The following is a 24367-nucleotide window of genomic DNA, read 5'->3' on the forward strand; positions in this document are numbered from 1 at the left end:
ACTGTGGCGCCGAATCCTGCCTGGATTTGGCGCCACATCGAACCGGACGGATAAAAGACGGGGGGCTTTCTGGGACCGGGAACTGCCCGCGGTCCAGCCGCTCACCAGTGGCGAAGCGGCCCCACATCGACATGGACGAAGTTGCTGTCCGGGTAATAGCCGACCCCGCCGCCGCGCAGGCTCAGCGCCGCGCGCTGCAGATGGCGGGTCGACATGTTCGGCACCCGCAGGTCGATGGCCATGCCGCGCATGTGATAGCTGTTCTGGGCGACGCCGCTGTGGTCGGCCTCGCGCAGCATCGCGTTGGTCTCCGGCGAGCGGTAGCCGGACACGATCTCGATCGGGCCGCGGCGGCCGATCTTGCGGCTCAGCGAATGGACCAGATCCAGCAGCTTCGGGTCGATGGCGTGCACCGCGTTGTTGCGGTGGTCGCGCAGCAGATGGTTGACCGCCCGCATGGCGTCGCGCACGTAGCGGCCCCTCGACCAGTATTCGGCGTGGAGCTTCTCGCCGGTGTGCAGGTTCACCAGGGTCAGCACCCGCGGCGGGGCGCGCAGGGCGGCGGCCTCCGCCTCTTCGCTGGTGAACAGGGTTCCCCCGGCCGAGGCCGCCGCCGCCAGACCCAGGCCGGCGCGCAGAAGATGGCGGCGATCGAGATGACGGCGTTCGGTGGCGTGGCTCTCGCCAGCGCTCGGGCGTGCGGTCGTGATCGACCGGGCGTCCGCATCCTTCATCATGCTTCCTTCATATCCCGTTTTTCCGCTCCGGCGCCCGGGATCCGTCTTCTGGAGCCCATCGTTCCGGTTACGGCCTAAGCCGCGCCCTGGCCAAGGTCGAGGCGCGCTGCGGTGCGTTATTCCGAAAGGTGGGACACTTTTAGGATGTCCGTGGCCTTTTCTGTCAAGAAACCATTGCTTAACCGATGCCGGTTTTTCGGTGACTCCAGGGTTTCCGCCGACTCGGCCGCCCACGGTCCCACCGGCCGAGTCGAAGCTGTTCGCGACTCGTTCGCAGCTGGTTCGATTACAGAACCGTAACGTGCGCGACTCGGGACCATTGCCGTACCATCATCGGCAGAAGCAGGGGCGGGCCTATGGCCGCGCCTATGGCCAAGCCTCTGTTTTCCATATTCATCCTGCCGGATCCCGGCGCCGCATCTGCGGGTAGGGATACCGGTGGGCAGCCGAAACGCATCCCCCGAAAGGGAGTGCGCAAAAGGGGGATTCATTCAGCCTTCGGTAAGGAATGAATCGCATGATTGGCGCGATGTAACCAATTTCACGGCGACAACTTGTCCGTGCCAGCCACCACACCGACCGCCTCTTCCGTGTCCTTCTTCCGGCCCGACCAACTGGCCGAGGTGCTGGACCGGCATGCCCGCTGGATCAAGGGCCAGCCGGGCGGTGCCCGTGCCAACCTCGCCATGGCCGACCTCGAGGGTGCGGACCTGTCGCAGCGCGACCTGCGCGGCGCCCGCCTGGTCGGCGCGCGGCTGGCGCGCGGGCGGCTGAACGGCACCAATCTGGCCGGCGCCGACCTGTTCGGCGTCGACCTGCGCGATGCCGACATCAGCCGCGCCAACCTGATGCAGACCGACCTGCGCGGCGCGCGGCTGCGCGCGGCCGACTTCTCCAACGCCAACCTGAAGGGCGCCGACCTACGCGCCGGCACGCTGGAGCCGGGGGGCACCGCGCGGCGCGGCGCCGGCCCCGATGCCCAGGACGCCGAAAGCGCCCGCCAGATCCACAAGGCGGCCCTGGCCCGCCTGCAGAACGGGCTGACGGCGGAAGGCGGCATTCCCACCGACCTGACCGGCGCGGTGCTGCGCGGCGCCAATCTGGCGGATGCCGACCTGACCGGCGCTGTGCTGCAGAACGCCGACCTGTCGGGGGCGGTGCTGAACGGGGCGGACCTGACGGGGGCGCGGCTGAACGGCGCCAACCTGTCCGGCGCGGCGCTGGACGGCACCCGCTTCGACAAGGCCGACATGGTCGGCACGCGGATGGCCGACTGCGACCTGTCCTCCACCCGGATCGACACCGCGCAGATGACCCGCCCCATCGACAGCATGGGGTCGGAGATCCAGCGCGCCATCTTCGACCATGAACGCTGGATCGACAGCTTCGGCCAGCGCGGCCAGAGGGCCGACCTCGACGGCACCGACCTCAGCCGCGCCGATCTGCGCAACGTCAACCTCAGCGCCGCAAGCCTGCGCGGGGCGAACCTGTCGGCGGCGGCGCTGACCGGCGCCCGGCTGATGATGACCGATCTGTCCGGCGCCAATCTGGAGGGCGCCAACCTGATGGGCGCCGACCTGTCGGGCGCCAACCTCAGCTATGCCGTGCTGACCGGCGCCGACCTGACGCGGGTGCGGCTGGGGCCGGCGGCGATCAAGGATCCCTCCGGCCGCCCCACCGGCCGCTCCTGGGCCGCCAACCTGATGGGGGCCGACCTGCGCGGCGCGCTGATGGTTGGCACCTGCCTGGTGCAGGCCAACCTGTCCGACGCGAACCTCGACAGCGCCGACATGGACGGGGCCGACCTTGCCGGCGCCAAGCTGCAGCGCGCGATGCTTCCCGGACGCCCGCCCCGCCGGGGCTGAAGCGCCCCGTCAACGCCGGACTGCCCCCTACGGCAGCCTGCCCCTACGGCAACCGAATGGTCACCGCGGTGCCGACTCCCGGCGTGCTGTCCAGGGTCAGGGTGCCGCCATGGGCCTCGACGAAGCGGCGGGCCAGCGGCAGGCCCAGGCCGGTCCCGGCCTCCGCCTTGGTCAGGTAGTTGTGAACCTGACGGAACGGCTCCATCGCGATCAGCAGCTCGTCCGCGGTCATGCCGACGCCGGTGTCGGCGATCACGATGACCGCGCCGGTGCCGCCTGGGCCGGGGGCCGCCTCCACCCGCACGGCGCCGCCGGGCGGGGTGAACTTGATGGCGTTGGACAGGACGTTCAGCACCGCCTGACGCATACGGACGCCGTCCACCGTGACCCGCAGGTTCCTCGTGATGGCGCCGCCGGTCAGGGTCACGCCCTTGCGCAGGGCCAGCGCCTCCACCAGCCCCAGGCAATCGTCCAGCAGCTCGTCCAGCGCGACGTTGGCCGGGAACAGCTCCAGCCGGCCGGCTTCGATCTTCGCCATGTCCAGCAATTCGTTGACGAGGTCCAGCAGGTGGCGGCCGGACTGGTGGATCGCGGACAGATATTCGGCATGCTTGGGCGGGGCGGCGCCGAAGATGCCGGACATCAGCGCCTCGGCGAAGCCGATGATGGCGTTCAGCGGCGTGCGCAGCTCGTGGCTCATGTTGGCCAGGAAGTCGCTCTTTGCCCGATTGGCCGCCTCGGCATGCTCCTTCTCCGATTCCAGCCGGCGACGCTGCTCGATCAGCACCGCCTCGCGGGCGCGGCGCACCTCCTCCTCGGCGCTGCGGCGGCGGCGGTAGGCGCGCGACACCAGCAGGGCCAGCGTCAACGTCGCCGCGCAGGCAAGGACGCCGCCGCCGACCACCGTCATCCGCGTGGCGTTCAGCTTTCGCTGCACGAGGTCGGAGGGCACGCCCAGCACCACCGACCAGCCGGTTTCCGGTGAGCGGTGGATGACCGAATTCACCTCCACCCCGTCCCTGGTCCGGCCGAGGAACATGCGGTTGCTGCCGGTCCGGATCCGCGCCTCCAGCGCCGCATGGACCTTCTGGCCCAGATAGGCGGCGGCATCGCGGGAGCGGGCGGCGATCAGCATGGTCGGGTCGATGACTGCGACCGTCCATTCCGGCGGGGTATCGCGGGTCCGCAGCGCGCCGCTCAGCCCTTCCAGGCCAAGAGCCAGCGACAGGACATAGCGCACGCGGTCGTTCTGGCGCACCGGGTCGTACTGCATGATCGGCGCGCGCAGGATCAGCGACGGACGGCCCGGCGGCCCTCCGGGCGGCAGCACGCCGCCGATCACCGCCCGGCGGCTTTCGATCACATGGCGGGTGACCTCGTCCAGCCGCGGGGGCGGCAGCGGCTGAACCCCCAGCGGGTAATGGGTGTGGAAGACGAAGCGGCCGGTGTCGGCGTCGATCAGCCCCATGGCCAGCCAGCCCGGCTGGCCATGGCTGGCGGTGGTCGTCTCCTGATACAGGGTCCTCAGGTCGGCGACATTGGGCTGCAGCAGCGATGCCAGCAGTTCCAGCGGCCGCAGCTGGCTCGCCAATTCGCGGTCGACCGCCAGCGACAGCGACTGCGCCACCGATTGCAGCGCGTCCTCCGTCTCCGCCCGCTCGCGCGTGTCCAGCTGCCAGACCAGCACGGCGCCGAACAGCAGCAGTGGCGCGATCACGGCAAGGCCGATGGCGAGAAAGGAACTGGGCAACCGGATACGCAACCGCAGATACTCCGAACCTCTGGGAAAAACCACCGCAGTGACAGGGCAGAGTAGTACGCGATCCGCACCGACTCCAGTGACGAGCGCCGTCCTACAGGGTTTCCCCCAATCGGATTCAGCCGGTCAGGACGCGCCGGTCAGCAGCCGGGTCAGTTCGACCGCCGTCTTCACCCGCATCTTCTCGAACACATGGCTGCGGTGGACCTCCACCGTCCGCATGCTGATGCCCAGCTCGTCGGCGATGACCTTGTTCAGCCGTCCGGCGACGACCAACTCCATCACCTGACGCTCGCGCTGGGTCAGGGTGGCCAGCCGGGCCGCCAGCCCCGCCTGTCCCGCCTCGCGCTCGCGCTGTTCGGCGTCGAAGGCCAGCGCGTCGATCACCCGGTCGACCAATTCGTTGTCGTTGAAGGGCTTTTCCACGAAATCGCGGGCTCCCTTCTTCAGGGCGCCGACGGCGATCGGCACGTCGCCATGGCCGGTAAGGAAGATCACCGGCATGCGGCAACCCTTGGCGAGCAGCCGGTCGAACAGCTCCAGCCCGCTCATCCCCTCCATACGGATGTCCAGCAGCAGACAGCCGGCGGTGTCCGGCCGCCACGCCTCCAGGAAAGCCTCGGCGGATGGCCAGCCCGCCACCGGGACGTTGCGCGACTGGAACAGCCAGCCGAGGGCGTCGCGGATGGCCTCGTCGTCGTCGACGATGTGGAGCGTGGTCATTCGGCGGCCTCGGCAGTGTGATCGGGGGCAGTGTGATCGGGGGCAGTGTGATCGGGAGCGGTGTTTTCGGAAGCGTGGCCGGGAAGCCGGTCCGGCGCCTGGGCATGAACGGGCAGGGTGAACAGGAAGCGCGCGCCGGCAGGAACCGCCTCCGGGCCGTCACCGTCCGTCACCGCCTCGAACCACAGCCGGCCGCGGTGGTGCTCGACGATGGAGCGGCAGATGTTCAGGCCCATGCCCATACCTTCGCGCTTGGTGGTGAAGAAAGGGGAAAAGAGCCGGTCGGCGACGTCCGGCGCGATGCCGCAGCCATGGTCGCGGATCTCCGTCAGCAGCACGCGGCCTTCGCCGGTGGCGGCCTGTCCGCCGTCTTCGCCGCCGTCATCGCCGCCGGCAGGGCGGACGGTGACGGTCAGGCGGCGGTCGGCGCGCGGGGTGCGGGCCATCGCCTCGATCCCGTTGCGCATCAGGTTCAGCACCACCTGCTGCAGCAGGATGCGGTCGCCGGTGACCGGCGGCAGGTCGGCCGGGGCGTCCAGCTCCACCCGCACGCCCAGCCGCGCGGCGTCGCTGCCGGCCAGCCCGACGCAATCCTCCAGCACGCGGGCGAGCGAGCAGGGGGCGACCTTCGGATCGCGCTTGCGCACGAAATCATGGATGCGCCGCACCACCAGCCCGGCGCGCTTGGCCTGCGCCGCCAACTTCTCCAGCGCTGCCGCCACCTCTTGCGTGTCGCAGCGGTCGGAGCGCAGGCGGTTGAGACAGCCGGTGCAATAGCTGGCGATGGCCGACAGCGGCTGGTTCAGCTCATGCGCCAGGGTGGAGGCCATCTCGCCCATGGTGATCAGGCGGGAGGTCTGCTGCAGCCGCTCCTGCTGCTGGCGGGCCAGCTCCTCGGCGCGCTTGCGCTCGGTGATGTCGAGGACGGAGCCCATCCAGCCGGTCTGACGCCCGTTGGCGTCGATCAGCGGCGCCTCGTAGATCAGGGCGTCGAAGCGCTCGCCGTTCGGGCGCTGGAACCGCATCTCCAGCCCGTTCTCCGGCGCGCGGCCGGCCAGCACGTCCTGGAAGGCGGCCTCGGCCCGGTCGATCTCCTCCGGCAGCCAATAGGGCGCCGGCGGGCCGCGGCCGATCAGATCCTCCGCCTCCAGCCCGACCATCTTGCAGAAGGCCGGATTGACGTAGGTGATGCGCCCATCCAGGTCGCGGGCGCGCATGCCCACGGTCAGGCTGTCCTCCATCGCCTTGCGGAAGGCGTGTTCCTCGCGCAGGGCCTCCTCGGCGCGCAGGCGGCCGGCGATATGGCGGCGCAGGGACCACAGGCTCCACAGAGCCGATCCGGTCAGCGCGAAGATCGCCGCAACCAGGACCGTGCGCATGACGTTCGAATCGCTGGGATAGGCGGTGGCGACCAGCGCCAGCCCATGGCCGGGCGGGTCGAACGGGATGACGTGGCTGCGCGCCGGATCCGGCGTCGGGCCGGCCATCGACCCCGGCACCGACATGCGCGACTTCGACCCCAGCACCGTCCCCCGCGCGTCGATCACCTCCAGCTGGTAGCGCTGGGCGAACCACCAGGGGACATGGTGGGTCAGCATCGCCTCGAACGAGAAGACCCCGACCAGCGCGCCGGCGAACTTGTCATCGCGGAACAGTGGGAAGGCGACGTCGAAACCGTGGTTGCCGGCATCGACCCGATAGGGCGCGCTGTGGGCGCGCAGGCCGGAGGACCGGGCGATGCGCACGGCGTCGGCGCGGCTCAGCCCGCCGAGCCGGCTGTCGTCCCCGTCCGCGTTTTCCCTGGCCGCATTTTCCCCGGCCGCCGCGCCGTTCCCTGGCAACGGCGGCTCGGCCAGTTGGGTGCGCCCCTGGGAGTCCAGCCACAGCACCCGCTCGATCGCCGGATTGGTGTTCACCACCAGCCGGGCCATTGCGGCGAACTGCCGCATGTCCACTTCGGTGCGTCCCAGCGTCTCCGCCAGCCTCTCCAGCTTGTCCTCGTCGGAGGCAAGCTGGAAATGCAGGTTCTGCTCGACCCAAAGCGCGTCCTTGATCAGCGCCAGCGCCTCCTCGTCGCGCTCGTTGCGCTGAAGCAGCCAGAGAAAGGCGCCCAGCAGCACCACGACCAGCGCCATCGCCACCACCGGCATGGCATGCGGCACCGCCCGCCCGAAATTGGTCAAGGGCGGACGGGCGGGGGAGGGGGAGGTGCCGGTGCGGAGCGGGTTCGACATTGGAATGGACACGAAAGTGTGGCGGCGGGGGATGGCGGGACCGGACGAAAGTGGGATAGGCCGACTCTGCGGATATCCACAATAGCCGCAATTCGTCCGATCATGAACAATGCGCAACAAGTACGGGGCGGAACATTCAGCCCCGTCGACAATCAACACCGGAAGGGGGACGCACCCATGAAACTCGTGAAGCTCCTGTGCGCGGCTGCGGTCGGCTGCATGATGGCGGCGCCAATGGCCATTTCGACGGCCTGGGCCCAGGACCAGATCGTCATCAAGTTCAGCCACGTCGTCGCCCCGGAGACGCCGAAGGGCAAGGGTGCCGAGAAGTTCAAGGAACTGGCCGAGAAGCTGACGGCCGGCAAGGTCAAGGTCGAGGTCTATCCGAACAGCCAGCTCTACAAGGACAAGGAAGAGCTTGAGGCGCTGCAGCTCGGCGCTGTGCAGATGCTGGCCCCGTCGCTGGCCAAGTTCGGCCCGCTCGGCGCCAAGGAATTCGAGGTCTTCGACCTGCCCTACATCTTCCCCAGCAAGGAAGTCCTTCAGCGCGTCACCAAGGGCGAGATCGGCAAGAAGCTGTTCCAGAAGCTGGAGTCCAAGGGCATCATCGGGCTGGCCTACTGGGACAACGGCTTCAAGATCATGAGCGCCAACAAGCCGCTCATCAAGCCGGAGGACGTGAAGGGCCTGAAGATGCGCATCCAGTCGTCCAAGGTTCTGGACGCCCAGATGCGTGCCCTGGGCGCCCTGCCGCAGGTGATGGCCTTCTCCGAAGTGTATCAGGCGCTGCAGACCGGCGTCGTCGACGGCACCGAGAACCCGCCGTCGAACATGTACACCCAGAAGATGCACGAGGTGCAGAAGAACGCCACGCTGACCGACCATGGCTATCTCGGCTATGCGGTCATCGTGAACAAGAAGTTCTGGGAAGGCCTGCCCGCCGACCTCCGCGGCAAGCTGGAAGAGGCGATGAAGGAGGCGACCGACTACGCCAACGACATCGCGCAGAACGAGAACGACGTGGCCCTGGCCCAGATGAAGGCGTCGGGCAAGACCGAGTTCCACACCCAGACCAAGGAAGAGCGCGAGGCCTGGATCAAGGCGCTGAAGCCGGTCCACAAGGACGCCGAATCCCGCGTCGGCAAGGACCTGATCGAAGCGATCTACAAGGAAGCCGCGGCTGCCGGCTTCAAGATGTAAGGACCTGGGAGCGGGCGGCCTCTTCCCGATGGAAGGCGTCGCCCCCTCGAACGCGACATCCGCCCTGTTCGGCCGTCATTCCCGCGAAGGCGGGAATCCAGCCTTCCCGATGTTTTCGCTGCGGCAGTCGCCTGGATCCCCGCCTGCGCGGGGATGACGGCCAGACGGAGCGCCGTGGGTTTTGCGGCGCCTCTCCAGCGTACCAGACCATCTCCGCCGACCGGGAGATCCCCCCGACATGCTCATGAAACTGCTCAACCGCCTCGAGGAGACGCTGATCGCCTCGCTGATGGCGGTGGCGACGCTCGTCATCTTCGCGGCCGTCCTTCACCGTTATCTGTCCGGCGTGCCCTACATCCAGGACTACGTCATCCACTGGAATCTGGCCTGGGCCCAGGAACTTTGCATCTACCTGTTCGTGTGGATGGCCAAGTTCGGCGCCGCCTATGGCGTGCGCACCGGCATCCATGTCGGCGTGGACGTGGTGATCAACCGGCTGCGGCCGGAGATCCGCGGCCGCTTCGTCATCTTCGGCCTGCTGGCCGGCGCCCTGTTCACCGGCGTCGTCGGCACGCTGGGCGCCAATTTCGTCTACCACATGTCGGAGACGGAGCAGGTGTCGGCCGATCTGGAATGGCCGATGTGGATCATCTATCTGGCGATCCCACTCGGATCCTACCTGATGTGCTTCCGTTTCCTTCAGGTCGCCTGGACCTTCATCCGGACCGGCGAACTGCCCCACCACGATCATGCCCAGGTCGACGGCATCGACCCGGTCGAAGCCGCCAATGAAGGAGGCCCGGCATGAACGCCGCCATCATCTTCGGGCTGCTGCTGGCCCTCATGCTCACCGGCATGCCGATCTCCATCTCGCTCGGCCTGACGGTTCTGACCTTCCTGTTCACGATGACCGACGTGCCGATCGCGGCGGTGGCGCTGAAGCTGTTCACCGGCATCGAGAAGTTCGAGATCATGGCGATCCCGTTCTTCATCCTGGCCGGCAACTTCCTGACCCACGGCGGCGTCGCCCGGCGCATGATCAACTTCGCCACCTCGATGGTCGGGCACTGGCACGGCGGCCTCGGTCTGGCCGGCGTGCTGGCCTGCGCCCTGTTCGCGGCGGTGTCGGGCTCCAGCCCGGCGACGGTGGTGGCCATCGGCTCCATCATCCTGCCGGCGATGGTCAAGCAGGGCTTCCCGAAGAATTTCGGCGCCGGCATCGTCACCACCTCCGGCGCGCTCGGCATCCTGATCCCGCCGTCGATCGTGATGGTGATGTACTGCGTCGCCACCACCGGCCATCCGCAGGCGCCGTCCATTGGCCAGATGTTCCTGGCCGGCGTTGTGCCGGGCCTGATGCTTGCCGCCTTCCTCGGCTTCACCACCTGGTTCCGTGCCCGCAAGTTCGGCTATCCCCGCCTCCCCAAGGCGTCGGCCGGCCAGCGCTGGCACGCCTTCCGCGAGAGCTTCTGGGGCCTGCTGCTGATCGTCGTCGTGATGGGCGGCATCTACACCGGCGTCTTCACCCCGACGGAAGCGGCGGCGATGGCGGCGGTCTATGCCTTCGTCGTGGCGGTGTTCGTCTACCGCGACATGCCGCTCAGCCGGGTGCCGAAGGTGCTGCTGGACAGCGCCAGCATGTCGGCGATGCTGCTCTACATCATCACCAACGCCGTCCTCTTCTCCTTCGTCATGACGTCGGAGCAGATCCCGCAGAACATGGCGGCCTGGATCCAGAGCCAGCATCTGGGCGTGTGGGTCTTCCTGCTGGTGGTGAACATCGTGCTGCTGGCCGCCGGCAACTTCATGGAGCCGTCGTCCATCGTCCTGATCATGGCGCCGATCCTGTTCCCGGTGGCGATGTCGCTGGGCATCGATCCGGTCCATTTCGGCATCCTGATCATCGTGAACATGGAGGTCGGCATGTGCCACCCCCCGGTGGGCCTGAACCTCTACGTCGCATCGGGCATCACCAAGATGGGCATCACCGAACTGACGGTGGCGGTGTGGCCGTGGCTGCTGACGATGCTGCTCTTCCTCGGCCTCGTCACCTATGTGCCGGCGATCTCGCTGTGGTTCCCGCGCCTGATCGGGGCCATGTAGAAAAGCCCGGCGTAAAGCCACAGATCGTCAGGGGATTTCCCTCGCTGAGTCGGCAGGGGCCGCGAAGTCCGGAACGGGATTTCGCGGCCCCTTCGCGTATCCGGCCCTTCATTATTGTCTCCATTACATTGTTGTGCATTGAAGCGGACGCGCGGCCGGGCCTAAACTTCGCGTTCTTCCGCCGCCAGCCAGACCAGAGGTTAGCCTTGCCGGCCCAATTCCTCCCCACCGCCTGTCCGCACGACTGCCCCAGCACCTGCGCCCTGGAGGTGGAGCGTCTCGCCCCCGACCGCATCGGCGCCCCCGAACGCATTGGCAAGGTGCGCGGCGCGGCGGAGAACAGCTACACCGCCGGCGTCATCTGTGCGAAGGTCAGCCGCTATGCCGAGCGGGTGCATTCCCCCGACCGGCTGAAGACGCCCCTGCTGCGCACCGGCCCCAAGGGCTCCGGCCAGTGGAAGGAGATCGGCTGGGACGAGGCGCTGGACCGCATCGCAGACTCCTTCCTGACGGCCGAGCGCACCCATGGCCCCGAAGCCGTCTGGCCCTATTTCTACGCCGGCACCATGGGTCTGGTGCAGCGCGGCGCCATCCAGCGCCTGCGCCATGCCAAGGGCTATTCGCGCCAGACCAGCACGGTGTGCGACACGCCGGCCAACATGGGCTGGCTCGCCGGCTACGGCGACATCCGCGGTGCCGACCCGCGCGAGATGGCGGAGAGCGACCTGATCGTCAACTGGGGCGGCAACCCGGTGGCGACCCAGGTCAACGTCATGACCCATGTCAGCCGCGCCCGCAAAGGCCGCGGCGCCAAGCTGGTCACCATCGACCCCTATCGCACCGGCACGGCCGAGGTCTCCGACCTGCACCTGATGCTGCGGCCGGGCACCGACGGGGCGCTGGCCTGCGCGGTGATGCATGTGCTGTTCCGCGACGGCTACGCCGACCGCGCCTATCTGGCCCGGCTCGCCGCCGGCACCGACCGGCTGGAGGCGCATCTCGCCACCCGCACGCCCGAATGGGCGGCCGGCATCACCGGCCTGACCGTGGCGGAGATCGAGGAGTTCGCCCGCCTCTACGGCACCACCAAGCGCAGCTACCTGCGCATCGGCTACGGCCTGTCGCGTGCCCACAACGGCGCCGCCCAGGTCCATGCCGTGTCCTGCCTGCCGGTGGTCACCGGCGCATGGCAGCACAAGGGCGGCGGCGCTCTCTATTGCTCGTCCGGCATCTACAAGCTCGACAAGACCCTGTCGGAGGGGCTGGACCGGCTGGATACCTCGGTGCGCAGCTTCGACCAGTCGCGCATCGGCGCGGTGCTGACCGGCGACCCGCGCGACCTGACCAGCGGCCCGCCGGTGACGGCGATGCTGATCCAGAACACCAACCCGGCGGCGATCTGCCCGGATTCGACCCGTGTTCGCCAGGGCTTCCTGCGCGAGGATCTGTTCGTCGCGGTGCATGAGCAGTTCATGACCGACACGGCCAAGCTGGCCGATCTGGTGATTCCCGCCACCACCTTCCTGGAGCATGACGACATCTACCGCGGCGGCGGCCAGATGCACATCCTGATCGGCCGCAAGGTGATCGAGCCGCAGTTCGAGGCGCGCGAGAACCACTGGGTCATCTCCGAGGTCGCCCGCCGCGTCGGCGCCGAGCATCCCGGCTTCGGCATGACCGCGCTGGAGATCATCGACGCCATGCTGAAGGCCTCCAACCTGGGCGACGCGGCGACCCTGACAGAGAACCGCTGGATCGACGCCCAGCCGGAATTCGAGACCTCGCACTTCCTCAACGGCTTCGCCCATCCCGACGACAAGTTCCGTTTCGCCCCCGACTGGGCGGCGCTCGGTCCCTATGGCGGCATGCCGGAACTGCCCGACCACATGCCCCCCGGCCGCGACGCCGACGCCGAGCATCCGTTCCGCCTCGTCACCGCCCCGGCCCGCCAGTTCCTCAACACCTCCTTCACCGAGACGCTGACCGCCCAGAAGCGTGAAGGTCGTCCCACCGCGCTGATCCACCCCGACGACGCGACCGGTCTGGGCCTTGCCGACGGCGACGCCGTGCGTCTGGGCAACCCGCAGGGCAGCGTGGTGGTCCATGCCAAGCCCTTCGCCGGCGTGCCGCGCGGTGTGGTGATCGTCGAAGGCATCTGGCCCAACAGCGCCTTCGTCGAGGGCATGGGCATCAACAGCCTGACCTCGCCGGAGCCGGTCCCGCCCGCGGGTGGGGCGGCGTTCCACGACACGGCGGTTTGGATGCGGGCGGCGTAAGTTCGGCCGCGGGTGCCCCCTCCCTAACCCTCCCCCGCCTTCGGCGGGAGAGGGGACTGCCGCCGTTCTGCGACTTGCTCCCTCTCCCGCGAAGCGGGGGAGGGTTGGGGAGGGGGCATTTCGTCAGCCGACGACATCCCACCCCTGTCAACACCCACCCGTGCGCCACGCGCCCATCTCTGCTATGGCTGTGCCCCCATCCCAGCGACCGTGCAGCACCGCCATGACCGAAGCCGCCGCCTTCCTCAACGTCGCCAACTCCCTGTCCGGCAAGCGCTGGCAGGCGCGGCCCTGCGACGAGCGGCAGGCGCAGGCTCTCACCCAGGGGCGCGGCCTGCCGGAGATCGTCGGCCGGGTGCTGGCCGCCCGCGGCGTCACCGACGAGACCTGCGACACCTTTCTGAACCCGACGCTGAAGGCGCTGCTGCCCGATCCCTCGCGCTTCTGCGACATGGACCCGGCGGCCGAACGCATCGCACGCGCCATCCGCGACGGCGAGCCGGTGGCGGTCTTCGGCGACTACGATGTCGACGGCGCCACCTCCGCCGCGCTGCTGCGCCGCTTCTTCCGCTCGCTCGGCGCCGACATCCGCGTCTATGTCCCCGACCGCATCACCGAGGGCTACGGCCCGAACGCCGCGGCGCTGCTGCGGTTGAAGGGGGAGGGGGTGCGGCTGGTGGTGACCGTCGATTGCGGCATCTCCGCCTTCGCGGCGCTGGAGGCGGCGGCCGATGCCGGGCTGGAGGTCGTCGTGCTCGACCACCATGCCGCCGAACCGCGCCTGCCGCCCGCCGTCGCCCTGGTAAACCCCAACCGGCTGGACGAGGACGGCGCCTATCGCACACTCTGCGCCGCCGGCGTCACCTTCATCACCATCGTCGCCGTCAACCGCGCACTGCGCCAGTCCGGCTTCTACGCCGACCGGCCGGAGCCCAACCTGATGGAGTGGCTGGACCTCGTCGCTCTCGGCACGGTGTGCGACGTGGTGCCCCTGACCGGGCTGAATCGCGCGCTGGTGGCGCAGGGGCTGAAGGTGATGGCGCGCCGCGCCAACCCCGGTCTCGCCGCCCTCTCCGACGTGGCCGGCGTGAAGGAGAAGCCTGACGCCTATCATGCCGGCTACGTCCTCGGCCCGCGCGTGAATGCCGGCGGCCGGGTGGGCGCGTCAGACCTCGGCGCCCGCCTGCTCTCCACCGACGATCCCATCGAGGCGATGGAACTGGCCCAGCGCCTGGAAGGCCACAACGCCGAACGCCGCACCATCGAGCAATCGGTGCTGGACGAGGCGCTGGAGCGCGTCGCCGCCGAAGCCGGACGCGAGACCGATCTGGTCTTCGTCACCGGTGTCGGCTGGCACCCCGGCGTCATCGGCATCGTCGCCGCCCGCCTGAAGGAGCGCTACAGCCGCCCCGCCTGCGTCGTCGCGCTGGAGCAAACCGCCGACGGCACCGTCATCGGCAAGGCGTCCGGCCGCTCGGTCCGCGGTGTCGATCTGGGGTCGGCGGTGATCGCCGCCCGGCAGGAGGGGCTGCTGCTGGCCGGCGGCGGCCACCGCATGGCGGCCGGCTTCACCGTGGCCGGCGACAAGATCGACGCTCTGCGCGACTTCCTGCACGGCCGCATCTCCGAACAGGTGGCATCCGCCCCGCTGGTGCCGACGCTGGAACTGGACGGCGCCCTGTCGGTCGGCGGCGCCAGCGTCGGGTTGGTGACGATGCTCGACAAGCTCGGCCCCTACGGCACCGGCAACTCCGAACCGCGCTTCGCCATCGCCGACGCCCGCGTTGTGCGTGCCGACGTGGTGGGCGCCAACCATGTCCGCTGCATCCTGCAGGGCAACGACGGCGCCCGGCTGAAGGCCATCGCCTTCCGTGCGCTGGACAGCGACATGGGCCAAGCCCTGCTGACCGGCCGCGGCACGCCCTTCCACCTCGCCGGCGTGCTGCGCATCGACCGCTGGAACGGGTCCGAGGGCGTGCAGTTGCTGATCGACGACGCGGCGCCGGCGCGGTCCGCCTGAGCCTTCGCAAGACGCCGGGCGGGCAGGGCGCAAAAAAGTATCGGAGGATGCAAAAAAGCGCTTGCGCTCCCCGGCTCCGATCTTTAGAAAGCGCGTCACCGCGAACGACGTCCCCGTCGTCTAGAGGCCTAGGACACCGCCCTTTCACGGCGGCGACACGGGTTCGACTCCCGTCGGGGACGCCACCTTCTCCAAGGTGCGCGACAAGCTTAGAAGGCCCGGCTGCATTGCCGGGCCTTTTGCTTTTGGCGGGATTTGCGCCCGGCGGTTGCCCGCCGATGCCGTTTCGCCCATCCTGAATCTTCCGGCCGCAGCAGAGCTGACCGCTATGACCGCCCCGAACCCCGCCATCCCCCTCAGCGTCGCCCCGATGATGGACTGGACCGACCGGCATTGCCGGTACTTCCACCGTCTGCTGTCGCGCTCGACCCTGCTCTATACCGAGATGGTCACCACGGGCGCCGTGCTGCATGGCGACCGCGAGCGGCTGCTGGGCTTCGACGCGGCGGAGCATCCGGTGGCGCTCCAGCTCGGCGGGTCCGACCCGGCGGACCTCGCCGCCTGCGCCCGCATCGCGGAAGAGTGGGGCTATGACGAGGTCAACCTGAACGTCGGTTGTCCCAGCGACCGCGTGCAGTCCGGCCGCTTCGGCGCCTGCCTGATGGCGGAACCGGATCTGGTGGCCCGGCTGGTCGGCGCCATGCGCGAGGCCGTGTCGATCCCCGTCACCGTCAAGTCGCGCATCGCCATCGACGAGATGGAGGAATGGCCGACGCTCGACCACTTCATCCGCACCGTTTCCGCCGCGGGCTGCACCCACTTCATCGTCCACGCCCGCAAGGCCTGGCTGAAGGGCCTCAGCCCCAAGGAAAACCGGGACATCCCGCCGCTGCGCTACGACCTCGTCCACCGGCTGAAGGCGGAGTATCCGCACCTCACCATCGCCATCAACGGCGGGATCAAGACGCTGGACGAGGCCGAGGAACATCTGGGCAAGGTCGACAGCGTGATGATCGGCCGCGCCGCCTACGAGACGCCCTATCTGCTGGCCGACGCCGACCGCCGCCTGATGGGCGGGGAACCCGGTCCCGACCGCCACGCGGTGATCGCGGCCATGCTGCCCTACATCGAGGCACGCATGACGCTGGGCACGCCGCTCTCCTCCATCACCCGCCACATGCTGGGCCTGTTCCAGGGCCTGCCCGGCGCCCGCGCCTACCGCCGCCACATCGCCGAGAACGCCCACCGTCCCGGCGCCGGCCCGGAAGTGCTGGAACGCGCAGCCTCGCTCGTGCGTCGGCGCACGGCCGAAGAGGCGGCCGGAGAGGCGGTCGAGGAAGCGGCGTGAGAGGCCCCGGCCCGGATGGAACACTGAACACACCCCGGAAAACTGTTTCACGGCGTTCCAAACGTTCCATCCGCAGCCACCAAGCGCCCCCAACCGGACGGAATATGCGCCGTGCGTCCCGCACCGCTTGCGTGCGGGCAGGGTCCTCGCTAACTATGCCCACTTCATCGGACGGAGTGTAAGCGGTGCGGTACGTCAGCACGCGGGGCGCGGCCCCGGTCTTGGGTTTCGAGGACGTCCTTCTTGCCGGGCTGGCGCGCGACGGCGGCCTCTATGTGCCGGAGACCTGGCCGCAGTTCACGGCCGATGACATCCGCGCCATGCGCGGTCTGCCCTACAGCGAGATCGCCGTCCGCGTGATGCTGCCCTTCCTGGGCGGCTCGATCGCCGAGGACGAGTTCCGCGCCATCGTCCGCGACGCCTATGCCGGCTTCGACCATGCCGCGGTGACCCCGCTGGTGCAGGTCGACCCGACCACCTGGGTGCTGGAGCTCTTCCACGGGCCGACGCTCGCCTTCAAGGACGTGGCGCTGCAGCTGCTCGGCCGCCTGTTCGACCATGTGCTGGCCAAGCGCGGGCAGCGGGTGACCATCGTCGGCGCCACCTCCGGCGACACCGGCTCCGCCGCCATCGAGGCCTGCCGCGACCGCCAGAACGTCGACATCTTCATCCTGCATCCCAAGGGCCGCACGTCCGAGGTGCAGCGCCGGCAGATGACCAGCGTGCTGTCGTCCAACGTCCACAACATCGCGCTGGACGGCACCTTCGACGATTGCCAGGACCTCGTGAAGGCGATGTTCAACGACGGCGCCTTCCGCGATCGGATGGGGCTGTCGGCGGTGAACTCGATCAACTGGGCCCGCATCATGGCCCAGATCGTCTATTACTTCACCGCCGCGGTGGCGCTGGGCGCCCCCGACCGCAAGCTGGCCTTCACCGTGCCGACCGGCAATTTCGGCAACGTCTATGCCGCCTATGGCGCCCGCGCCATGGGGCTGCCGGTGGAGACGCTGGTGGTGGGATCCAACAGCAACGACATCCTGGCGCGCTTTTTCGCCAGTGGGAGCATGGTCGCGGCGCCCGTCGTGCCTACCTTGTCTCCCAGCATGGACATCCAGATCTCTTCCAACTTCGAACGGCTGCTGTTCGACCTGCTCGACCGCGACGGCAATGCGGTGACGGAGGCGCTGAACCGCTTCCGTGCCGAGGGCAAGTTCGCGGTGACCGACGCGCAGCTCGCCCGCGCGCTTGCCATCTTCTCCGGTCATCGGGTTGACGAGGCCGCCACCATGGCGACCATCGCCGACGTCTGGAAGGGCAGCCTCTATCTGCTCGATCCGCACACGGCGGTCGGCATCGGTGCTGCCAAGGCCGCCGTCGCGGCTGGCCGGGTCGATCCGTCCGTTCCCATGGTGGTTCTCGCCACCGCCCATCCCGCCAAGTTCCCCGACGCGGTGGAAAAGGCGACCGGCCGCCGGCCGGACCTGCCGCCGCGCCTGTCCGATCTTTATGTGCGCGAGGAGCGCCTGTCCGAACTGCCGAACGATCTGGCGGCGGTTCAGGACTTCGTCACCGCGCGCGCCCGCGCCGCCCAGGAGGCCGCATGAGTTCCATTCGTGTGACGACGTTGCCCAACGGGCTTCGCGTCGCGACCGATACGATGCCCGACGTGCAGTCCGTTTCGCTCGGCTGCTGGGTCGGGGTTGGCACCCGAAACGAGGCGGCGAGCGTCAACGGCGTCGCCCACCTCGTCGAGCATATGCTGTTCAAGGGCACCCGACGCCGTTCGGCATTCCGCATCTCCGAGGAGATCGAGAATGTCGGCGGGCAGCTGAACGCCTACACCACCCGCGAGCAGACCGCCTATTACGCCAAGGTCCTGCACGAGGATGCGCCGCTGGCGCTCGACATCCTGTCCGACATGATCCAGCACTCCACGCTGGACGCCGAGGAGCTGGTGCGCGAGCGCACGGTGGTTCTGCAGGAGATCGGCCAGAGCGCCGACACTCCCGACGACATCATCTTCGATCATTTCCAGTCCACCGCCTATCCGGGGCAGGCCATCGGCCGTCCGGTGCTGGGCTCGGCGGAGATCGTCGGCGCCCTTCCGCGCGAGGCGCTGGTCGACTACATCGCCGGCCATTACGGCGCTCCCGGCATGGTGCTGAGCGCCGCCGGCCGGATCGAGCACGACCGGATGGTCGACCTCGCCTTCAAGGCCTTCGGCGACCTGCCGAGCGGCGCCCCGCCCAAGCCGGAAACCGCCCGCTACACCGGCGGCGATTTCCGCGAGGACCGCGACCTGGAGCAGATGCACCTCGTGCTCGGCTTCGACGGGGTAGGGGTCCATGATCCCGACTTCTACGCCCATTCGGTGCTGTCCACCCTGCTGGGCGGCGGCATGTCATCCCGCCTGTTCCAGGAGGTTCGGGAGAAGCGCGGGCTGGTTTATTCCATCTACACCTTTACCGGCGGCTATCATGACGGCGGCCTGTTCGGCGTCTATGCCGGCACCGGCGAGGATGAGGTGGCGGAACTGATTCCCGTCGTCTGCGACGAGATCGCCAAGGTCGGCGCCGACGTCACCGAGGACGAGGTCGCCCGCGCCCGCGCCCAGTTGAAGGCCGGGACGCTGATGGCGCTGGAAAGCACCATGTCGCGCTGCGAGCAGCTGGGTCAGCAGATCCTGATCTACGACCGTCCGGTTCCGGTGGAGGAGATCGTGGCGAAGATCGACGGCGTCGACCGCGACGCCGTGGTCAAGGCCGCCTCCCGCCTGCGCGCCAGCCGCCCGACCGTGGCGGCGCTCGGCCCGATCGCCAAGCTGGAAAGCTACGACCGCATCGTGGAGCGTCTCGCCTGACGATGGCGGCTGTGGTGCCCCCTCCCTCCCACGCTTGCGCGTGGGTCCCTCCCTCCCCCGCAATCGGACGGACCTTCGGTCCGCTGAGAGCGGGAGAGGGGGAGCTTGCGATATGGCGGCAGTCCCCTCTCCCGCGAAGCGGGGGAGGGTTAGGGAGGGGGCCGGTGGCTCCCGCTTCGCGATGATCCGCCTCCTCGGCAGCGGCCTCATCAGCCCGCCCGCGGTCCGTCTCGACGGCCCGCACTGCTACATCCGGCCGCCGCTGCCCCGCGACTGGCGCGAGTGGTCGGACCTCCGCGCCGCCTCGCGCGCCTTTCTCACGCCCTGGGAACCCACCTGGCCGGCCGACGCCCTGACGCGGGCGGCCTTCTCCCGGCGACTGCGGCGGCAGGCCCAGGAATGGCGGGACGATCTCGGCTACAGCTTCCTGATTTTCGACCGCGCGACCGACGCGCTGGTCGGCGGCCTCGGCCTGACCAACATCCGCCGTGGCGTGGCTCAGATGGGCACGCTCGGCTATTGGGCCGGCCAGCCCTATGCCCGCAACGGCTATGTGTCGGGCGGCACCCGGCTGGCCTTGGAATTCGCCTTCGGACAACTCGGCCTGCACCGGGTCGAAGCCGCCTGCCTGCCGACCAACCTGCCGAGCCGCGGCCTGCTGGAAAAGGTCGGCTTCACCCACGAGGGCTATGCCCGCGGCTATCTGCGCATCGACGGCGCATGGCGCGACCACGTCCTCTACGCCATCCTGCGGGAGGAGTGGCAGGGCAACTCCTAACGCTGGTCCAGCTTGATCTCGATCCGCCGGTTCTTCGCCAGCGCCTCGTCCGACGTGCCGGGGTCGATGGGCTGGAACTCACCGAAGGCGGCGGCGGCGAGCCGCTCGGGCGGAATGCCCTGGTCGATCAGGAACTTGACCACCGAGATGGCACGCGCCGCCGACAGCTCCCAGTTGGAGGCGAACTGGAAGCGCACCGGCTTGACGTCGGTGTGGCCATCCACCCGCAGCACCCAATTGATGTCAGACGGGATCGCCTTGCCGATCTCCATCAGTGTGTGGGCGAGGTCGGCCAACCGCTGCTTGCCGGCCTCCTCCAGTGTGGCCGAGCCTGACGGGAACAGCAGTTCCGACTGGAAGACGAAGCGGTCGCCGACGATCTTCACGTCCGGCCGGTTGCCCAGCGCCTCGCGGACGCGGCCGAAGAACTCCGACTTGTAGCGCGCGAGATCCTGGACCTTGGCGGCGAGCGCCTGATTGAGCCGGGCGCCCAGTTCCGCGATCTGCACCTTCTGCTCGGCCGATGCCTTCTCCGACGCGTCCAGCGCCGCGCCGATTCGGGCGAGCTGCTCCCGCAGGGCCAGAAGCTGCTGGTTCAGCAGGTCGATCTGCTGCTTGCTCTTGGTGCCCTCCGCCTTCTCACCGGTAAGGGAGGCCATCAGGTCGCGGATGCGGATATCGCGCTGCTCCAGATCCTTCTGCGCCTGGGTCTGGCTGTCGGCCAACTGCGATTCCAGCGCCTTCAGCCGGATGTCGCGCTGGTCGATCTCCTTCTGCGCCAGCATCGTCTTCTCGGTGGCGGAGGCCAGTTCCGATTCCAGTGCCTTGGCGCGGTCGCGGGTGGTGCCGAGTTCGGTCAGCAGGGCTTGGCGCTGCTGCTCGGTCAGCTTGGTCGCGGCGACGGCGGCGGCAAGTTCACCCTCCAGCTTCTGCCGGGCCTCGCGCAGGGCCTTGATGTCGTTCTGAAGGCTGATGATCTCCTTCAGCTTCAGGTCGAGCGTCTCGCGGTCGACGCGGACATTGCGCTGTAGCTCTTCCAACGTACGGGTGGTGCGGTCGCGGTCCTCCTGAAGCTGGCTCAGCGTCAGGGTCATGTCGTCGCGGGAGGCGACGGAGGTCTGCAACTCGGTCGACAGCTGGGTGATGTTGACGCGCAGGTCGGCGTTGGCATCCCGCTCCATCGCCAGCAGGTCGTTCATCTCCGCGATCTTGTGGTTGAGCGCGGTCAGCTGCTCGTCGCGGCCGGTCAGGGCGGTGGCGAGGTAGAACTGCGCGACGACGAAGACCATCAGCAGGAAGATGACGACCATCACCAGCGACGACAGGGCGTCGACCCAGCCGGGCCATGCGCTGGCGTCGCGGTGGCCGTTGCGGCGGCTGATGCTGGCCATGGGTGCTCCCGGCGTTGGCCTACGGTGTCAGAGTGTCAGCGCTGCTGCTGGTCGGCTTCTTCGGCCAACGCGGCGATGGTGCGGGCCAGCAGCTTGATCTCGCTGCGGATCTCCTGCACCGCCTGGACGCGGCCGTTGGAGGATTCCTCGACGATGCGGGCGAGATAGATGTCCATGTTGCGCAGATGCTGGCGCGAAGCGTCGTCGAAGCCGCCGCCGGCGCTCTCCGCCAGCCGGTCGAGCAGCCCCCTCACCTCAAGCTGGTTCTCGCCCAGCCGCAGGAGAAGCTGCTGTTCGGCCCGCATATGGTCGGTCAGGCTCGACAGCCGTTCGGTCAGCGCCATCAGGTTGGCGTTGGCTGCGCGCCGGCCTTCCTCGGCGGTGGCGACGGTGCGCTGCAGCGAGTCGAGGTTCTCGGCGGTCTGTTCCAGCAGGGCGGTCAGATAGGCGGAGGCGGCGTGGTCGCCCGATTCGAGGCCGCCGGCGGCGCCGCTCGACAGGCGGGTGGCGCTGGACAGCCAGTCCTCCAGGTCCTGGAAGAAGCGGTTGTGCGCTTGGCTGGCCTGAAGTTCCAGGAAGCCCAGCACCAGGGAGCCGGCGAGGCCGAACAGCGAGGAGGAAAAGGCGGTGCCCATGCCGACCAGCGGCGCTTCCAGCCCCTGCTGCAGGTGGGAGAACATGGTGCCGACGTCGCCGCCCTGGACCGACAGGCTGCCGATGACGTTGCCGACCGACTGCACGGTGTGCAGCAGGCCCCAGAAGGTGCCGAGCAGGCCGAGGAAGATCAGCAGGCCGATCAGGTAGCGCGACAGCTCCCGCGATTCGTCGAGGCGCGAGGCGATGCCGTCCAGCAGGGAGCGCATCGACAGCGCCGACAGGGTCAGCCGGCCGCGCCGTTCGCCCAGCATGCGCGCCATCGGGGCGAGCAGCACCGGCTCCTGCAGCGAGGCCGGGGCGACGCCGCTCTGGTACTGCTCCAGCCACGCCACTTCGGGGCGGAGCATCAGGACTTGCCGGAAGATGAAGGCGATGCCGGCCAGCAGCGCGGCGAGGATGACGCTGTTCAGCGGCGCATTGTTGAGGAAGGCCGAGCGCAGGGCGGGGAACAGCAGTCCGGACACGGCGCCGACCACCACCAGGAACAGGATCATCCGGGTCAGGAACCGCTCCGGGCGTGTCATGAGGGCGGATACCTCCAGCGGTCGGGTCGTCGGGGTTGTGGCGGTCATGATGCTCCGAAGGGGTGTTCCGATCAGACCTCGCGCACGGGTTAGGCGCTATTCATTCAGAAAGACTGCATCGATCCGGTCTGGTGGCCCGCCGTTGTCGTCGACGCCCAGCGCGCGGACATCGACGCGGGTGCTGCGGATCCCGAAGGCCGTCAGCCGCTCGCGCAACGCCAGTGCCCGGGCCAGTGCCAGCTGCCGCGCCTCGCGCGCCGTGTCGGCGGTGCCGCTGGCGTAGGAGCGCAACTGGAGCCTTGCGGTGTCGCTGGCGCGCAGCCGTTCGACGATCCGGTCGACCACGGCGTCCGCCGCATCCGGCAGATTGGTGGCGTCGGCCGGGAACACAAGGCTCAAAACGCTCGAAGGTGGCAGGCTAGCCGCAGGGGGTGCCGCCTCCGGGGGAGGAGGCAGCGCGGCTGTGTCGGTTCGCGGCGCGCTCGGCGGCTGGCCGGGTGCCGGGGCAGCGGGTGTCTGGGCGGCAGGCGCCTGGACCGCCGGTTGCTGCGGCTGCGCCGTCGTGGGGGCCGGCTCCGTCCGGGCGGTGGCGCGGGGGGCCGGCTGGGCCGGGGCTGCCGTCAGGACGGGCGGAGGCGGGGCGTCCAGCGGCTGCGGCAGGACGAGTCGCGGCGGCGCCTTGACCGGCGGCGGGGTGCGCAGATTGGGGCGCGGCGGCACGGACAGCGGGACCGCGTTTTCCAAAGTCAGTCCGGCGGCAGTCTGCGTCGGGGCGTTGGCCGGGGCCGCCGCCGACAGGGCAGCCGGGGAGAGCGTCCAGACCGCGCACAGCGCGGCGGCGGCAAGGTGCTTGCGGTCGGCGTGTCCCCAGCGGCGCAAAACGATGTGTCCTGTTAAACCTTTGTCCTGCAAACCATAGCCTATCGATCGCTCCAGCCACAACCACCCATCCGCCATTCCCGTTAGGGAAGGCGGCGGATGGTCGGGGCCGGGGTCAGCCCTTGGCGGACTTCAACAGGCGGGCGACCGGGACCTGGAGGTGGCTGTTGGCGGCCAGCACGTTGCCGGTGAAGACCGGATTGCGGCCGCCTTCGATCTCGCCGACAAAACCGCCGGCCTCGGTGACCATCAGCACGCCGGCGGCGCAGTCCCAGGGCGCCAGACCGCGTTCCCAATAGGCGTCGAAGCGGCCGGCGGCGGTGTAGGCGAGGTCGAGCGAGGCGGCGCCGAAGCGGCGGATGCCCGCAACCTCCTTCATCACCGCTTCCTGTTCCTTCAGGAAGGTGGCGTGGTCGCCGCGGCCCTTGAAGGGGATGCCGGTGGCGATCACGCAATCCTCCAGCCGGCGGCGCTCGGACACGCGCAGGCGGGTGTGGTTGACGTAGGCGCCCACCCCCTTCTCGGCCCAGAACAGCTGGTCGCCGATGGGGGCGTAGATCACGCCGGCGACGATCTCGCCGTTGCGCTCGGCGCCGATGGAAATCGCCCAGTGCGGCAGTCCGTGCAGGAAGTTGGTGGTGCCGTCGAGCGGATCGACGATCCAGCGCGCCTCGGCATCGCTGCCCTTGGACGCGCCGCTCTCCTCCATCAGGAAACCGAATTCGGGCCGCGCCTTCTGCAGTTCCTCACGCAGGGTGCGTTCGGCCTTCAGATCGGCGGCGGACACGAAGTCCGCGGGCCCCTTGCGCGACACCTGGAGGTGTTCGACCTCGCCGAAGTCGCGGACCAGACCGCGGGCGGCCTTTTCGGCGGCGCGGACCATGACGTTGATGAGAGCGGAGCGGGTGGCCATGGGTGTGGGTGTACCGTTTCGTGCAGGAACCAGAAAACAATACACCGGCCTCCGCGCATGGCGAAGACCGGTGATGGCAGAACCGACCTGGGAAGGA

18 protein-coding genes and 1 tRNA gene are annotated in these 24367 nt (G+C 68.9%); 11 read left to right on the forward strand and 8 right to left on the reverse strand.

The window, feature by feature from the left end; all coding sequences use genetic code 11:
• Positions 1 to 101 precede the first annotated feature (101 nt).
• A complete protein-coding gene (locus tag B9N97_RS16935; protein WP_244560747.1) occupies positions 102 to 737 on the reverse strand; it encodes a peptidoglycan L,D-endopeptidase MepK in 636 nt (211 codons plus the stop codon).
• A 560-nt stretch (positions 738 to 1297) separates the two neighbouring features.
• On the opposite strand from B9N97_RS16935, the gene B9N97_RS16940 reads away from it, so the two are divergent.
• Positions 1298 to 2602: a pentapeptide repeat-containing protein gene (locus B9N97_RS16940; protein ID WP_085088717.1), complete on the forward strand. Its 1305-nt coding sequence runs from the start codon at positions 1298 to 1300 to the stop codon at positions 2600 to 2602.
• Between the two features lie 43 nt (positions 2603 to 2645).
• Here B9N97_RS16940 and B9N97_RS16945 read toward each other — a convergent pair whose 3' ends face one another.
• The 3 genes from B9N97_RS16945 to B9N97_RS16955 all read right to left on the reverse strand — a co-directional run bounded on the left by B9N97_RS16945 (position 2646) and on the right by B9N97_RS16955 (position 7318).
• Positions 2646 to 4352 (reverse strand): sensor histidine kinase, encoded by a 1707-nt coding sequence (locus tag B9N97_RS16945; RefSeq protein ID WP_244560748.1) that lies wholly within the window; start codon positions 4350 to 4352, stop codon positions 2646 to 2648.
• 135 nt (positions 4353 to 4487) lie between these two features.
• Positions 4488 to 5084 (reverse strand): response regulator transcription factor, encoded by a 597-nt coding sequence (locus B9N97_RS16950; protein ID WP_085088723.1) that lies wholly within the window; start codon positions 5082 to 5084, stop codon positions 4488 to 4490.
• Complete coding sequence (locus B9N97_RS16955) at positions 5081 to 7318, reverse strand: two-component system sensor histidine kinase NtrB (RefSeq protein ID WP_085088726.1); 2238 nt, start codon at positions 7316 to 7318, stop codon at positions 5081 to 5083. Before B9N97_RS16955 ends, B9N97_RS16950 begins: the two co-directional genes overlap by 4 nt.
• Before the next feature lie 177 nt (positions 7319 to 7495).
• Between B9N97_RS16955 and B9N97_RS16960 the strand changes: the two genes are divergently transcribed.
• From B9N97_RS16960 to B9N97_RS17005, 10 genes are all read left to right on the forward strand, one after another.
• Positions 7496 to 8518 (forward strand): TRAP transporter substrate-binding protein, encoded by a 1023-nt coding sequence (locus B9N97_RS16960; protein WP_085088729.1) that lies wholly within the window; start codon positions 7496 to 7498, stop codon positions 8516 to 8518.
• 238 nt (positions 8519 to 8756) lie between these two features.
• On the forward strand, positions 8757 to 9326 hold the full coding sequence (locus B9N97_RS16965; protein ID WP_208621231.1) for a TRAP transporter small permease: 570 nt from the start codon (positions 8757 to 8759) through the stop codon (positions 9324 to 9326).
• Positions 9323 to 10621: a TRAP transporter large permease gene (locus tag B9N97_RS16970; protein ID WP_085088732.1), complete on the forward strand. Its 1299-nt coding sequence runs from the start codon at positions 9323 to 9325 to the stop codon at positions 10619 to 10621. Before B9N97_RS16965 ends, B9N97_RS16970 begins: the two co-directional genes overlap by 4 nt.
• 206 nt (positions 10622 to 10827) lie before the next feature.
• Positions 10828 to 12897 carry a molybdopterin oxidoreductase family protein gene (locus B9N97_RS16975; RefSeq protein WP_085088735.1) on the forward strand — a complete coding sequence of 690 codons (2070 nt, stop codon included), beginning with the start codon at positions 10828 to 10830 and terminating at the stop codon, positions 12895 to 12897.
• Between the two features lie 223 nt (positions 12898 to 13120).
• Positions 13121 to 14917, forward strand: coding sequence for a single-stranded-DNA-specific exonuclease RecJ (recJ, locus tag B9N97_RS16980; RefSeq protein WP_085088738.1), 1797 nt, complete (start codon positions 13121 to 13123; stop codon positions 14915 to 14917).
• Between the two features lie 109 nt (positions 14918 to 15026).
• Positions 15027 to 15102 (forward strand) — tRNA-Glu (locus B9N97_RS16985).
• Between the two features lie 143 nt (positions 15103 to 15245).
• On the forward strand, positions 15246 to 16265 hold the full coding sequence (gene dusA, locus B9N97_RS16990; RefSeq protein WP_085088741.1) for a tRNA dihydrouridine(20/20a) synthase DusA: 1020 nt from the start codon (positions 15246 to 15248) through the stop codon (positions 16263 to 16265).
• A 185-nt stretch (positions 16266 to 16450) separates the two neighbouring features.
• Positions 16451 to 17872, forward strand: a complete 1422-nt coding sequence (gene thrC, locus B9N97_RS16995; protein WP_085088744.1) for a threonine synthase — start codon at positions 16451 to 16453, stop codon at positions 17870 to 17872.
• A complete protein-coding gene (locus B9N97_RS17000) occupies positions 17869 to 19128 on the forward strand; it encodes a M16 family metallopeptidase (RefSeq protein WP_085088746.1) in 1260 nt (419 codons plus the stop codon). Before thrC ends, B9N97_RS17000 begins: the two co-directional genes overlap by 4 nt.
• 181 nt (positions 19129 to 19309) lie before the next feature.
• Entirely contained in the window at positions 19310 to 19906 is a 597-nt protein-coding gene (locus tag B9N97_RS17005; protein ID WP_085088749.1) for a GNAT family N-acetyltransferase, read from the forward strand.
• On the opposite strand, the gene B9N97_RS17010 is transcribed toward B9N97_RS17005, so the two are convergent.
• From B9N97_RS17010 to B9N97_RS17025, 4 genes are all read right to left on the reverse strand, one after another.
• Entirely contained in the window at positions 19903 to 21297 is a 1395-nt protein-coding gene (locus tag B9N97_RS17010; RefSeq protein WP_085088752.1) for a peptidoglycan -binding protein, read from the reverse strand. The two genes, B9N97_RS17005 and B9N97_RS17010, sit on opposite strands and share 4 nt — an antisense overlap.
• A gap of 35 nt (positions 21298 to 21332) precedes the next feature.
• Positions 21333 to 22526 carry a DNA repair protein RecN gene (locus B9N97_RS17015; protein WP_085088755.1) on the reverse strand — a complete coding sequence of 398 codons (1194 nt, stop codon included), beginning with the start codon at positions 22524 to 22526 and terminating at the stop codon, positions 21333 to 21335.
• A 48-nt stretch (positions 22527 to 22574) separates the two neighbouring features.
• Positions 22575 to 23357 (reverse strand): OmpA family protein, encoded by a 783-nt coding sequence (locus B9N97_RS17020; protein ID WP_085088758.1) that lies wholly within the window; start codon positions 23355 to 23357, stop codon positions 22575 to 22577.
• A 115-nt stretch (positions 23358 to 23472) separates the two neighbouring features.
• Positions 23473 to 24270, reverse strand: a complete 798-nt coding sequence (locus B9N97_RS17025; protein WP_085088761.1) for an inositol monophosphatase family protein — start codon at positions 24268 to 24270, stop codon at positions 23473 to 23475.
• Between the last annotated feature and the right edge of the window lie 97 nt (positions 24271 to 24367).

The organism is Azospirillum oryzae, from assembly GCF_900177515.1.
Taxonomy (GTDB): domain Bacteria; phylum Pseudomonadota; class Alphaproteobacteria; order Azospirillales; family Azospirillaceae; genus Azospirillum; species Azospirillum oryzae_A.